The sequence below is a fragment of the Streptomyces sp. NPDC104761 genome, from assembly GCF_055583445.1.
The window spans coordinates 55,499-68,310 of sequence record NZ_JBVJNZ010000009.1 but is presented as its reverse complement, the minus strand read 5'-3'; the positions used below and the strand labels follow the sequence as shown (position 1 = coordinate 68,310).

General features: G+C 71.9%; 13 protein-coding genes. 5 read left to right on the top strand and 8 right to left on the bottom strand.

Going from position 1 to position 12,812, the window contains the following annotated elements:
• Position 1 precedes the first annotated feature (1 nt).
• The 3 genes from ACZ63F_RS24300 (at position 2) to ACZ63F_RS24290 (ending at position 3,047) form a co-directional block, all read left to right on the top strand.
• Positions 2-424 carry a VOC family protein gene (locus ACZ63F_RS24300; protein ID WP_469713666.1) on the top strand — a complete coding sequence of 141 codons (423 nt, stop codon included), beginning with the start codon at positions 2-4 and terminating at the stop codon, positions 422-424.
• Position 425: 1 nt separating this feature from the next.
• Positions 426-1,955: an MFS transporter gene (locus ACZ63F_RS24295; protein WP_469713664.1), complete on the top strand. Its 1,530-nt coding sequence runs from the start codon at positions 426-428 to the stop codon at positions 1,953-1,955.
• A gap of 165 nt (positions 1,956-2,120) precedes the next feature.
• Positions 2,121-3,047, top strand: a complete 927-nt coding sequence (locus ACZ63F_RS24290) for a hypothetical protein (RefSeq protein WP_469713663.1) — start codon at positions 2,121-2,123, stop codon at positions 3,045-3,047.
• A 3-nt stretch (positions 3,048-3,050) separates the two neighbouring features.
• Here ACZ63F_RS24290 and ACZ63F_RS24285 read toward each other — a convergent pair whose 3' ends face one another.
• The 8 genes from ACZ63F_RS24285 to ACZ63F_RS24250 form a co-directional block, all read right to left on the bottom strand.
• Positions 3,051-3,821, bottom strand: coding sequence for an SDR family NAD(P)-dependent oxidoreductase (locus tag ACZ63F_RS24285; protein WP_469713662.1), 771 nt, complete (start codon positions 3,819-3,821; stop codon positions 3,051-3,053).
• A 41-nt stretch (positions 3,822-3,862) separates the two neighbouring features.
• A complete protein-coding gene (locus ACZ63F_RS24280) occupies positions 3,863-4,846 on the bottom strand; it encodes a LysR family transcriptional regulator (protein ID WP_469713661.1) in 984 nt (327 codons plus the stop codon).
• Positions 4,847-5,030: 184 nt separating this feature from the next.
• The gene (locus tag ACZ63F_RS24275; protein WP_469713660.1) at positions 5,031-5,987 is read right to left on the bottom strand and encodes a fumarylacetoacetate hydrolase family protein; all 957 of its coding nucleotides are present in this window, start codon (positions 5,985-5,987) and stop codon (positions 5,031-5,033) included.
• A gap of 6 nt (positions 5,988-5,993) precedes the next feature.
• Positions 5,994-7,364: an FAD-binding oxidoreductase gene (locus ACZ63F_RS24270; protein WP_469713659.1), complete on the bottom strand. Its 1,371-nt coding sequence runs from the start codon at positions 7,362-7,364 to the stop codon at positions 5,994-5,996.
• A 7-nt stretch (positions 7,365-7,371) separates the two neighbouring features.
• The gene (locus ACZ63F_RS24265; RefSeq protein WP_469713658.1) at positions 7,372-8,142 is read right to left on the bottom strand and encodes a cyclase family protein; all 771 of its coding nucleotides are present in this window, start codon (positions 8,140-8,142) and stop codon (positions 7,372-7,374) included.
• Positions 8,139-9,143, bottom strand: coding sequence for an amidohydrolase family protein (locus ACZ63F_RS24260; protein ID WP_469713656.1), 1,005 nt, complete (start codon positions 9,141-9,143; stop codon positions 8,139-8,141). The genes ACZ63F_RS24265 and ACZ63F_RS24260 overlap by 4 nt, the downstream gene beginning before the upstream one ends.
• Positions 9,140-10,264 (bottom strand): FAD-dependent monooxygenase, encoded by a 1,125-nt coding sequence (locus ACZ63F_RS24255; RefSeq protein ID WP_469713655.1) that lies wholly within the window; start codon positions 10,262-10,264, stop codon positions 9,140-9,142. Before ACZ63F_RS24255 ends, ACZ63F_RS24260 begins: the two co-directional genes overlap by 4 nt.
• Before the next feature lie 48 nt (positions 10,265-10,312).
• Positions 10,313-10,618, bottom strand: a complete 306-nt coding sequence (locus tag ACZ63F_RS24250; RefSeq protein WP_469713653.1) for an antibiotic biosynthesis monooxygenase family protein — start codon at positions 10,616-10,618, stop codon at positions 10,313-10,315.
• Between the two features lie 271 nt (positions 10,619-10,889).
• Here ACZ63F_RS24250 and ACZ63F_RS24245 point away from each other — a divergent pair, with 271 nt between their 5' ends.
• Positions 10,890-11,855 (top strand): fumarylacetoacetate hydrolase family protein, encoded by a 966-nt coding sequence (locus tag ACZ63F_RS24245; protein WP_469713652.1) that lies wholly within the window; start codon positions 10,890-10,892, stop codon positions 11,853-11,855.
• Complete coding sequence (locus ACZ63F_RS24240; protein ID WP_469713650.1) at positions 11,852-12,787, top strand: VOC family protein; 936 nt, start codon at positions 11,852-11,854, stop codon at positions 12,785-12,787. The genes ACZ63F_RS24245 and ACZ63F_RS24240 overlap by 4 nt, the downstream gene beginning before the upstream one ends.
• Positions 12,788-12,812 lie beyond the last annotated feature (25 nt).

The following is a 12,812-nucleotide window of genomic DNA, read 5'->3' as shown; positions in this document are numbered from 1 at the left end:
GATGCACGCACGACTCGACCACGTGGGCGTCAACGTACGCGATCTGCCCGCCCAACTCGATTGGTACACAACGGCCTTCGGCCTGAAGGCCGTCTTCGAGTTCCGTCTCGAGGGCCCCGGTCTCACCGGTGTCGTCCTGGAACACCCGCACGGCTGGCGGCTCGAACTGCTCGCCAGGCCCGGGTCCGCGCCCGGGCTCAGGGCACCGGACCCGATGACCGCCGCCCTCACCGAGGGGTACGGGCACTTCGCGGTCACCACCCCCGAACTCGACCCCGTGTACGCCGCGTTGACGGCTCTCGGAGCGGGCGAGGTCCTCGCCCCCGGTCCGTCCCCCGAACCCGGGGTGCGCATGGCCTGGGTCAAGGACCCCGAGGGAAATCTCATCGAACTCATAGAACGCAGCACCACTGTTGACCCGTGAGATGGAGCAGGGAATGACCAACGCCGTGAGAAAACTGGACGTGGGCACGCTCATAGCCTGTTGTCTGGCAGTTGCCGCCGCGCAGCTGTGCATTACCGTCCCCTCACCCATCAACGGGGAAATCCAGAGCGCATTCGGTGCCTCGGGATCGCAGGTGGCCTGGGTCACCTCGGCATTCATTCTGCCCACCGCGATCCTGGAACTGAATTTCGGTGTGGTGGGCGATCTGTTCGGCCGAAAGCGGCTGCTTGTTCTCGGCGGATTCGTGCTGGCGATCGGTGAACTCCTCAACGCCACCTCCCAGAACATCACCATGCTCTGGATCGGCCAGGCCCTCGCCGGCATCGGCGCCGCCGCGCTCTTCCCCAGCTCCCTCGCCGTCATCGCGGCCGCGACCCCCGAGGAGAAGGACCGCGCCAAGGCGGTCTCCACCTGGGCGCTGAGCATCTCCCTGGCCTCCGCCGTGGGCCCGCTCTCCTCCGGCATCCTGGCCACGGTCGCCGACTTCCGCTGGGCGTTCGTGCCCCCGGTCGTCCTCGGCATCGCGGTCGGCATCTCCTGCTGGGCGCTGGTCACCGACTCCAGGGCGCCCGAGGGCCGCGCCCTCGACTGGCCCGGCCAGATCAGCATCGCCGTCGGCCTCACCGCCCTGCTGTGGGGCATCATCGAGGGCGGCGACCGCGGCTGGAGCAGCCCGTCCATCGTCCTCGCGCTGGTCCTCGCCGCCGTGGCCCTGGCCGGCTTCGTGATGGCGGAGCGGCGCGCCGCCTCGCCGATGTTCAACCTGGAGCTGCTGAGGATCCCGTCGTTCGCGGCGGCCGCTGTGGTCGCGCTGACCGGCATGTTCGGCTTCATCGGCACCGCCTACTGCGTCTCCATCCGGCTCGGCGCGGTGATGCACCTCAGCGCCCTGCGGGCCGGCATGCCGTTCGTCATCCTTCAGCTGATCCCGCTGCTCCTCGCGCCGGTGCTGAGCAGGATGCTCACCCGCGTCGAGCCGCGCCTGCTGCTGATGGGCGGCCTGCTGCCGATGGCCGCAGGCCAGTTCTGGATCGCGGCACTGCCCATCACCACCACCTCACTCGCGGCCTTCATCGGCCCGGTGCTGCTGCTCGGCATCGGCTTCATCTGCGTGGTGTCCTCGCTGACCTCGGCCGCCGTGAACGCCGTGCCGATCGAGATGACCGGCATGGCGAGCGGCGCCACCAGCCTGGTCCGCGAGTTCGGCCAGGGCCTCGGGCCGGCCGTGATCAGCACCGTCGCGATGAGCGCGGCGTCCTCCGCGCTGGTCGGCAAGCTGTCCGGCGCCGACGCCGGAATGGAGGCCGCGGCCGGTCCGCTCGCGGTGGTCAACGCGGGCAGTGGCAGCGCCAGGGCCGCCGCGCAGGACGCCCTCGCCCACGGCATGGCCCTGGGCGTGGTGATCTGCGGCTGCGCCTCGCTGCTCGGCGCGCTGGTCACCCTGCTGCTGGTGCGCAAGAACACCGCACGGGCGGCGGCCCAGCTGCCGGTGCAGCCGGCGAACGCCTGACCGCGGACGTACCGAGAAGGCCGGGGCCACTGCCCCGGCCTTCTCGCCTTGGTCGCCCAACTGGCCGGTGGGAAGCGGCCCTTGGCTGGTAACGGTTGTCCCCGGACCATAACGATCCCGGTCCTGACGGGGACCTGACGTCCGGTTATGCCGTATCTTCACGACATGTCCACGCCACCGCAGCAGCCGCCGTCCTCCTCGGAGCAGCCGCCGTCGTCGTCGGCCCCACAGCAGTCCTCGCCGCCCCCGCCGCAGCCGGACCAGCCCCCGGCGGCACCGCCGCAGCCCCAGCACACCCAGCCGACCGCGTACCCGTACCCGAGCCCGCAGTCGCCGCCCGCGCAGAACCCCTACGCCCAGCCCACCGTCGCCGGCCCGCCCGTCCCGCCGCAGGCCAACCCCTATGCCGTGCAGCCCGGTTATGGCTACCCGCCGCCGGCCGCACCGTCCGCGACGGGCGGAAACGCGGCCGGAAGAGCCGTGCTGTGGGCCCTCGTGGGCGCGGTGGTCGCCTCCGCCGCCTGGGCGGGCGGACTCCTCCTGACCGGAGGCTTCGGGAGCAGCGCGGACCTGCGCGGCTACCGGGCACCCGCGAACCTCTGCTCCAGCGCCGACTACTCCTCGTTCAAGGACGAGTACCCCGTGGACGACTCGTCCCCGACGAAGAACGTCATGAAGGACCCCGCGCTGGACCAGAGCTACTGCAGCCTCAGCCTCAAGAAGACCAGCTCCAGCTACGGGGACGCCTACCTCTCCATCGAGGTGGACCTGCACAAGAAGACCGACCCGGCACCGGAGTTCACGGCCACCTGGAAGAACTACGGCGACAGCCACAGCGACTACGACGTGACGCCGGTCCAGGGCATCGGCGACGAGGCCTACCTGGTCACCCAGGACACCAGCAACGGCTCCACCACGAGCGGCTCGCGGTACGCCACGCTCGCGGTACGGGACGGGTGGATGACGTACACCATGTACTACAGCGCGTACTTCTCCTCGTACGACAGCGACACCGACCCGCCGTCCCTCGACGACGTGACCGGCTGGCTGAAGACCGACACCAAGTCCACGCTGGAGCAGCTCAAGAGCTGACGCTCAGTCCTGGCCGAGGGCGTCGGTGATCGCCTTCACCGGGCCGTGCGACGCGTAGCCGCCGTCGACGGTGATCTCCGCGCCGTTGACGTACGAGGCCTCGTCGGAGAGGAGATAGACGACCAGCGGTGCCACCTCGTCGACCGTGCCCGGGCGGCCCTGGGGGGTCATGGCGAGGTGGGCGGCGACGAACACGGGGTCGGCGGTGGCCATCAGCGGGGTCTCGATGAACCCGGGGTGGATGATGTTCGTCCGGATGCCGTGCGGGGCCAGCTCCAGGGCCGCCACCCTGGACAGCCCCCGCAGCGCCCACTTGCTGGCCGTGTACGCCACCGCGTGGTGCGCGGTGAGGGCGGCGACCGAGCCGACGTTCACGATCGAGGAGCCGGCCGGCATCTGCGGGGCGAGGGCCTGGATGCCGAGCAAGGCGCCGGTGGTGTTCACGGCGAACGCCTGGTTCCAGTCGGCGAGTTCGACGTGCCCGAGGCGGGCCCGCATCGGGATGCCCGCGTTGTTCACCAGGCCGTGCACGACGTCGAGGGAGGCCGCCAGGGCCGCCCAGTCGTCCGGCGAGGTCACGTCCAGGTGGACGTACCGGACGTCGAGGCCGTCGGCGCGCAGGGCCGCGGCGAGCTTCTCACCGGTCTCGTCGAGCACGTCGGTCGCGACCACCGTCGCGCCCTCCCGGGCGGCCGCGGCCGCCTCCGCGGCCCCCTGGCCCTGTGCGGCTCCGGTGACGACGACGGTACGGCCCGCCAGGCGCGTGCGGCTCACGGCATCCTCCAAGGGGGTACGGGAGAGGTCTCCCGTCCACGCTAGGAAGCCGCGGACAGCTCCGGAAACGCGCTCTCGGGATGGGAGGCATCCGCTTCGGCGATCACCGGCGGCGCCTCCTCGCCGAGCGCCGCCCCGACCCTGCGGACCGTGTCCCGCAGCCACCGGTGCGCCGGGTCCGCGTGCCGGTTGTGGTGCCAGTACATGGCCTCCACCAGCGGCACGTCCGGGAACGGCGCCGGGACCACCGCACAGCGCGCGAAGCCCTCGTAGCGGCGGGCCAGCCGCTCCGGGACCATGGCCACCAGGTCCGTACCGCTCACCAGGAACGGCAGCACGCTGAAACCGGGTGTGGAGACCTGCACCTTCGGGGTGATCCCGAGGGTCTCCAGCTGGCGCTCGGCGGGCGTGTGGCTCTTGCCGATCGCGCAGGCCGCGTGCGGCATCTCGGCGAGGTCGCGGAGGGTGAGCCGGCCGTCCACCAGGCGCGGGTTGCCCGGGTCGACGATGCACACGAACCGGTCGTGCATCACGGCCTCGCTGACCCCGGGCAGCTGGTAGCCGAGCGGCACGATCATCAGGTCGTGGCAGCGCAGGTGCGTCTCCGTCTCCAGCTGCCCGTCGACGATCGGGTGGAAGTCGATCCGCACGCCCGGTGCCTCGGCCGCGATGACCCGCAGCAGCGGCTCCACGAACACCGTCATCACGTAGTCCGACATGACCACGGAGAACCGCTGGCGGCTGCGCGCCGGGTCGAAGTGCCGGGTCAGCGACAGCGCCTCCTCGGCCTTCTGCAGCGAGCCCTGCACGACCGGCAACAGCCGCTCCGCGAGCGGTGTCAGCTCGTACTCGCGGCCCACCCGGATCAGCAGCTCGTCGTTGAAGTGCCGGCGCAGCCGGGCCAGCGAGCCGCTCATCGCGGACTGGCTGGTGGACAGCCGTACACCGGCGTGGGTGACGTTCTTCTCCTCCAGGAGCGCTTCCAGTGCCACCAGAAGATTGAGATCGATCGCTCCGAGACCCACGAGTGTCCCCTTCCGGCCGGCCACGTCCTTGAAGCTTCGGTGAAACGCGAGGTTAACCAGCGCACGACCGTCGAGGAAGGGGGTCGGGGCGACTCTCAGGAAGATGCGATGCCAGCCATCCCGGCACCGGATACCCGCAGGTGGGGGGCGTGCGCGCAGCACAGCCCCCGCACAGCTTCGGGTGCTAGGGCCGCGGGGTGCGGCCCCTCTTGCGGGCCCGCGGAAGGTACGCGTCCGCCCGGCCCGGCACGATCCGGTTGGACACCGTGCCCAGCCCCTCGACGGTCAGCGTCACCTCGTCGCCGGGCTGCAGCGGGGGCGGGGTGCGCTCCCCGAGCCGCCCCCAGAACTCGGCGAGCGCGCCCCAGCCGCAGGTGCCCGAGCCGAGGATGTCGCCGGGGCGCACCCAGGCGTCCCGGCTGGCGTAGGCGACCATCTCCTCGAAGGTCCAGGAGACGTTGGCGAGGGTGTCCCGGCCGATCAGCCCGCCGTTCAGGGTGACCGTCATCTCCAGGTCCAGGAAGCCGTCCGCGTCGCGCCGGTCCTCGACCTCGTCGGCGGTGACCAGGTAGGGGCCGAGCGTGTTGGCGAAGTCCTTGCCCTTGGAGAAGCCCAGGCCGAGGTTCTTCTCCGGCTTCTGCAGATCACGGGCCGACCAGTCGTTGAAGACCAGGTAGCCGATGATGTGGTCCCTCGCCCGCTCGGGGGTGAGGTCCCGGCCGCTGCGGCCGATGACCGCGCCGACCTCCAGCTCGAAGTCCAGCACCGAGCAGCCCGCCGGGACCGGCACGTCGTCGCGGGCGCCGTAGGCCGCGTGCGGGTTGGTGAAGTAGAAGGCGGGCGCCCGGTACCACTCCTCGGGCACGTGCTCCAGCCCGTCCAGCGACTTCGACACGCCCTCGATGTGCGCCTCGAACCCGACGAAGTCCCGGATGGACGGCGGCTTCAGGGGCGGCAGCAACCGCACCTGGTCCACCGTCAGATCGCCGGGCGCGTCCAGGGCTTCGATGCCGGCCGCGTACAGCACACCCGCCTCGACGAGCGTCAGGACGCTCACCCCGTCGGGCAGCGGGTGGATCACCCCGTCCCGCACCACACCGGCGCGCTCCTCGCCCTCGTGCTCGTATGTCGCGAAACGCATGGCTGCTCAACTCTCCCAGTGGTTGGTGTTGGTGACGGGCCCGGCGCTCAGATGGCCGGCGAACACGCCCTTGGGGTCACGGGCGTCCCGGATCTCGTTCAGCCGCCGCCACTGCTCGTCCCCCATGAACCTCAACTGCCGTACGGTGAAGTCGGAGTCGCCCAGGTACTGGCCCGCGGTCACCGGCTGCATCGCCGCCATCGCCTCGTCCAGCCAGCCGCGCAGCTCCGCGTCCCGCGTGGCGTCGTCGTGGACGACATAGCTCGCGCAGTAGATCTCCGACTGCAACGAGAAGGCCATGTCGGGGAGTTGCCGCAGCGGCGCCATGGAGAACCAGATGGTGAAGGTCTGCCGCGTCGGGTGCTCGGTGAACGCCTTGCGGATCGCCGGGACGACCTCCGCGGCGGTGCCGGTCAGCCAGGCGTTGTCGACGAAGTAGCGGTGGCCCTCGGGGTTGGCGGTCCGCTGGCCGGTCAACTGCTCCGCGAGGGTGGTGGGTTGCGCCTCGACGCGGAACAGGGCGCGGTCCGCGTACGGATTGGCGTGCAGGGGCGCGAGCGCCTCGGCCGCCTCCTGCGGGCTGTCCGTCATCGCGACCCCCGTGACCAGCAGCACCGGTCCGTCGAGGCCGGGCGGGGTCTGGGTGAGGGCGACGATCTCGACCAGGGGGGAGACCGTGTGGTGCATGTCGTGCAGCCAGGTCATGACCTCGTCGAAGAGGTCCAGCGGGTAGGCGTGCACGGTGTGCGCGAGGTGCCGGGGCAGCGGGCGGGTGCGCAGGTGGAAGCGGGTGACGACGCCGAAGAAGCCGGGACCCGCCCCGCGTGCCGCCCAGAACAGGTCGCTGTTCTCGCTCTCGTCGGCCCGGACCAGTTCGCCGTCCGCCGTGACGACGTCGATCGCCACGACGTTCTCGGCCGCCCAGCCCCAGCCGCGCGCGTTCCAGCCCTGCCCGCCCTGGAGCAGGAAGCCGCCGATGCCGACGGACGGACAGTGCCCGCCGTTGAAGAAGCGCCCGAACCCGCCCAGGTACGGGTTGAGTTCGTCGCCGCCCTTGACGCTGGGGGTGGCCGTCACGATCCCGGTCGTGTCGTCGTACGCCATCTCGCGGAAGCCGCCGAGGTCGATCAGCAGGGCGTCCCTGCGCACCGACCAGGCGGCCCAGCTGTGCCCGCCGGAGCGGACGGCGACCTGCCAGCCCCGCTCCAGGGCGAGCCGGACGCCTTCGACGACATCCTGTTCGGTGACCGCCAGGAGCACCGCGGCGGGGATCCGGTCGGCGGGGCGGCGGGCGTTGAAGACCCTGCCGTGGACGGCCTCCTCGAAGTCCGCGTCACCGGGGAGGTGGAGGGTGCCGGAGAATCGGTTCGTGTTCACGGGCGGCTCACTTGACTGCGACGGGGTGGACGGGGGTACCGGCCGCGTCTGTCACCGGCAAGGGCGCAGCGACCAGCAGGAACTCGTAGACACCGTCGGCCGCGCAGTCCGCCGCGAGGGCCTCCAGGTCCCACATCTCGCCCAGCGGCAGGCCCATGTGCGCGAGGGCGATCCGGTGCAGCGGCGACGACACCGGCTCGGCGAACTCGTGCGGCCGTACTTCGAGGCCCCACGTGTCGGCGGCTACGGCCGCGATCTCCGTGCGGTGCAGCCAGCCGAGGGTGGTGAAGGACAGGCCCGGCGCGTCCCCGGCGCCGGACGCGGGCCCGGCGCCGAGCCGCCGTACCCGGACCGGCTGCCCGGTGCGGACGAGGACGAGGTCGCCCCGGCGCACACTGGAGGTGGCACCCTGCGCCTCGACGGTGTCCCGCAGGTGCTCCTCCAGGATCGCGAAGCCGTCGGGGAGTTCACCCCGCGCGTCGCCGACCGCCCGGCCGACGTCGAGCAGCACCCCGCGGCCGGTGCAGGCGCCGTGCGGGGCCTGCCCGGTGTCGTGGCCCAGCCCCTGCCACCGGGTGGCGGCCCGGGCGCCGGACCGGTCGGTCCGCCGGGCCAGGGAGAAGGTGCGGCCGCGCCGGACCAGACTCGCGGCGTGCGCGCGGATCGCGTCGTCGACGAAGTTGAGCGTGCCCCGGACGTCGTCGTCGCCCCAGCGGCCCCGGTTGCGGTATGCGGCGCGGGCCTTGGCCAGCTCTTCCTCGACGGGCCCCAGGGTCATCGGGTGTGTCCTTTCAGCAGCAGGTCCAGCGCGTTGCCCCCGGCGATCGCAGCCCGCGCCGCCGGGTCCAGGCCGGCCGCGTCCAGACGGGCCACCGGGTCGGTCACGCCCATGTCGAAGGGGTGGTCGGTGCCGAGCACCACCCGGTCCGCGCCCGCCTCCTCGACCAGATGGCGCAGCGCCCGAGGCGTGTAGACGAGGGCGTCGAACCACATCCGCCGCAGATAGGCGCTGGGCGGCTCGGCGCAGCCGCGCGCGTCCGGCCGTACCCGCCAGGCGTGGTCGGAGCGGCCGATGTACGTCGGCAGGTAGCCGCCGCCGTGCGCGGCCACCAGTTTCAGGCGCGGAAATCGGTCCAGCACCCCGGTGAAGATCAGGTGCGAGAGTGCGACCGTGGTCTCGGTGGGCTGTCCGACCGTGTTGCCGAGGTAGTTCGAGGCGAGCCGGTCGCCGAGCGAGCAGCCCCAGGGATGGACGAAGACGACCGCGCCCAGCTCCTCGGCCTTCAGCCAGACGTCGTCGTGCGCGGGGTCGGCCAGCTCCCGGCCCCCGACGGTGGTGGAGACGCTGATGCCGTACAGGCCCAGCTCGGTGACCGCGTCGTCCAGCAGGGCGACCGCGAGGTCCGGGTGCTGGAGCGGCACCGTGCCCAGGCCGTACAGCCGGCCGGGGGCGGCGGCGCAGTGTGCGGCCACCGCCTCGTTGACGGTACGGGCCAGCCGCACGGCGAGACCGGGGCCGGACCAGTAGTGGTGCATGGGCATCGGGCCGACCACCTGAAGGTCGACGCCCATCGCGTCGAGGTCGGCGAGCCGGGTGTCCACGTCCGTCAACCTCGCGCTCAAACGCCGGAGTTGGGCCCGGTTGGCGGTCAGCGACGCGGGGGAGTGGGCGCGCTGCTCGGCGGCCAGCTCGGCCGCGAACCCCTCGGTGCCGGCCACCAGGGCGTCGGCCTCGGGCACCGCGACATGGCCGTGGAAGTCGACGACGGGCGTGCTCACGCGGCCACCGTCAGCGACGCGAGGGTCTCCGACATGATCCGGGCCGGGTCGGCGCCCGGGGTGTCCGGGTGGATCTCCCACTCGGCGAGCCGGAGCGAGTTGTCGAGCACCATGCGGACGCGGGGCAGCCGCCGGGCCATGAACCGGTCCAGGGCCCGGTCCACCGGCTCGTCGGCGGTGACCAGCTCGGCCAGCAGCACCGCGTCCTCCATGCACATCGCGGCACCCTGCGCGATCAGCGGCGGGCAGGCGTGCGCCGCGTCGCCGATCACCATGGCCCGCCCCCGGTGCCAGTCCTCGTCCACCAGCACCGCCTCGATCCAGCGGTAGTCCACCGCCGTGTCGTCCGGCAGCGCGGCGAGGATCTTCCCCCAGGTGCCGCCGTACCCGGCGCCGCGCTCGCGCAGCAGGTCCAGCGAGGCACGCGGGCCGATCAGGGCGGCGTCCAGGTTCTCGTCGAGGAGGTAGGCGTAGCACTGGTCGGCGGCGATCGGGCTGTAGCCGGCCTTGTAGCGCGGACCGCCGTAGTACACCTCGGCACAGTCCATCTCGGCGGGCCGCCGGGCCACCACCCGGAAGATCGACATGCCCACGGGGTGCGGCCTCGCGGAGATACCGATGAGCGCGCGCATCGCCGAGTTGATGCCGTCCGCGCCGACCACCAGGTCGTAGCGGCCGGTGGAGCCGTCGGTGAACGTCACGTGCACAGGGCCGCCGGACTGGTCGAGGCCGCGCACGCTCAGACCCAGGCGGACCGTGACGCCGTGCGCGTACACCGCGTCGCACAGCGCGTTCTGCAGGTCCGAGCGGAGCGCGCCCGCCGTGGACGGCAGGTCGGCGCCGCCGGTGTGCGGGGTCTCCAGCTCGGTGATCAGACCGCCGTCCGCCCGGCGCAGCCGCATCAGGTCGAACGGCACCGCACGGGCCAGCACCCGGTCCAGCACGCCGACCGAACGCAGCGCCTTGAGCGCGTTGCCCTGGATGGTGATGCCGTGGCCCACCCCGAACCACTGGGGCGAGACCTCGACGAGCTCCACCTCGACCCCGCGCTGGGCGAGGGCGAGACACAGCACGCTTCCGGTGATGCCGCCGCCGACGACGAGCACCTTGTTCACGGGCATGGGCGATCCTTGCGAAAGTAGAAAGACAGGTGGTGGGGGCAGCGGCTGTCAGCCGGTGAAGCGGGGGCCCAGCTCGCGGAAGTGCTCGACGGCCGGCGGGGCGGCGAGGAACGGGCCGACCAGGGCACGCCAGCGCGCGAACCGCTCCGACTCCCGGAAGCCGGCCGTGTGCGCCTCGACCGACTCCCAGCCGACCAGCAGCAGAAACGTCCGCGGCCGCTCCTCACCGCGCAGCAGCTCGGCCCAGCCGAACCCGTCCGCCTCGGCGAGCACCGCGCGGGCCTTGCCGAAGACCTCCTCGAATTCCGCCTCCCGGCCTTCCTCGACGGTCAGCTCGGCGTGCTCGACTACCACGGTGTGCTCCTCGGTTCGGGGTGGCATCGAGCCTGATCGGCGGTAGGTGCAGGGTCAACGGATCGAGGCATCGACAAGGGGGACGTCATCCATCCCCGACACCGATGGCGCGCACCGCGGTGCAACCGCTCACCGCGGTGCAACCGCGCACCGTGGCAGGCGGGGACCGCGTGCGGCGGCGATGGCAGCCATCGCGAACAGCCATTTCCGCCGACCGGACGCGATGCCTAGCGTCGAAGGCGAGCCCCCACCCGTACGAGGAGAGCCGCCCGTGCCCGAACCTTCCCCCTCCCACGCCGGACCCTTCGCGCTCGGCACCTTCAGCGACGGCCCGGCCGTCTTCCCCGGCCTGGTCACCGGCACCCGGGTCCACGACCTCTCCGGCCTGGTGGCGTCGGTACGCGCACTGGTCGAGGACTGGGACACCTGGCTGCCCCGGCTGCACGAGCTGGCCGCGGCCCGCGACGGCGACTGGCACAACCTGGCGGACCTGCGGGTCCGGACGCCGCTGGAACCGGGACAGATCCTGCAGAGCGGCGCCAACTACCGCAGGCACGTGGTCGACCTGGTCGCCGCCGAGAAGGAGAGCGTGCACGGCGCCACGCCGGAGGAGGCCCGCGCCGACGCCGAGAAGATGATGGACGAGCGGATCCGCGACGGCGTCCCGTACCTCTTCCTCGGCTCACCGCGCGCCCTGTGCGGGCCGTACGACGACGTCGTGCTGCCCGCGCTCGGCGAACAGCACGACTGGGAGCTCGAACTCGCCCTGGTCATCGGAAGGCAGGGAAGGAACATCCCGGCGGCGGAGGCCATGTCGTACGTCGCCGGCTACACGATCAGCAACGACCTCACCACCCGCGACCGGCTGTACCGGCCCGACCTGAAGGCCATCGGCACCGACTGGTTCACCGCGAAGAACGCCGACACCTTCCTGCCGACCGGGCCGTTCCTGGTCCCCGCCGACTTCGTCGGCGACCCGGGCGACCTGCGGATCACCCTGCGGCACAACGGGGTGGTCCGGCAGGACGAGTCCACCAAGGACATGATCTTCGACATTCCCCGGCTGATCGCCTACGCCTCCACGACCACCACCCTGCGCCCCGGCGACCTGCTGCTCACCGGCTCCCCGGCCGGAAACGGCGCGCGCTGGGGGGTCTTCCTCAGGCCCGGCGACGTGATCGACGCGCAGATCACCGGCCTCGGCCACCAGCGCAACACCGTCAGGAGCCACGCATGAGCTTCCAGCCGATCACCCATCTGCGCCATGTCGACCTGGCCGTACCGGACTTCGCCACGCAGCGGGCCTTCTACGGCACCACCTGGGGCCTGACGGAGGTCGCGAACGACGGCGGCATCGCGTTCTTCGCCGCCGAGGGCAGCCCCGAGCAGTACGTCGTCCGCATCCGCGAGGACGAGCGGAAGCGGATGGACCTCGTCGCCTTCGGCGCGGTGTCGCCGGCGGCCGTCGACGAGCTCGCGGTGCGGCTGGGACGGGCCGGGGTGCGGATCGTGCACGAGCCGCGGGCGCTGGACACCCCGGGCGGCGGCTACGGGCTGCGCTTCTTCGACCCCGACGGGCGGGTCGTCGAGGTCTCGGCCGACGTGGCCACCCGCACCCACCGGAAGATCGAGGAGCGCGAGGCCGTCCCGGTGCGGCTCTCGCACTGTGTGGTCAACTCCCAGGACCCGGAGGGGCTCCGGGACTTCTACATCCGGCACCTCGGGTTCCGGCTCACCGACACCCTGTACTCCACGCACATGGGTGACCTCATGTACTTCCTGCGGTGCAGCCCGCTGCACCACTCCTTCGCCATCGCGCGCGGCCCCCATGTGTCGCTGCACCACGCCTCGTTCGAGATGCGGGGGGTGGAGGAGTACATGCGCGGCACCGGGCGTGCCCTGCGTGCCGGGACCCGGCTCACCTGGGGTCCGGGACGGCACCTGGCGGGCGACAACACCTTCTCCTACTTCCACGACCCGCACGGCAACACCGTCGAGTACACCACCGAACTGGCCGTCCTCGAAGAGGACCTGTGGCACCCCGGCCGGCACGACGTGAACGACCCGATCACCCAGGACCAGTGGGGGACCGCCGACCCGATGAGCGAGTCGGTCGCCAAGGAGCAGTTCAACGACCCCGACGTGGTCTTCGAAGCGCCCCCGGTGTAACCCCGAACCTTCCGAGAAAGGCCGC

Coding starts and splice junctions, on each gene's coding strand:
- ACZ63F_RS24300 (WP_469713666.1), top strand. CDS start 2: ATGCACGCACGACTCGACCACGTGGGCGTCAACGTACGCGATCTGCCC.
- ACZ63F_RS24295 (WP_469713664.1), top strand. CDS start 426: ATGGAGCAGGGAATGACCAACGCCGTGAGAAAACTGGACGTGGGCACG.
- ACZ63F_RS24290 (WP_469713663.1), top strand. CDS start 2,121: ATGTCCACGCCACCGCAGCAGCCGCCGTCCTCCTCGGAGCAGCCGCCG.
- ACZ63F_RS24275 (WP_469713660.1), bottom strand. CDS start 5,987: ATGCGTTTCGCGACATACGAGCACGAGGGCGAGGAGCGCGCCGGTGTG.
- ACZ63F_RS24265 (WP_469713658.1), bottom strand. CDS start 8,142: ATGACCCTGGGGCCCGTCGAGGAAGAGCTGGCCAAGGCCCGCGCCGCA.
- ACZ63F_RS24255 (WP_469713655.1), bottom strand. CDS start 10,264: ATGCCCGTGAACAAGGTGCTCGTCGTCGGCGGCGGCATCACCGGAAGC.
- ACZ63F_RS24240 (WP_469713650.1), top strand. CDS start 11,852: ATGAGCTTCCAGCCGATCACCCATCTGCGCCATGTCGACCTGGCCGTA.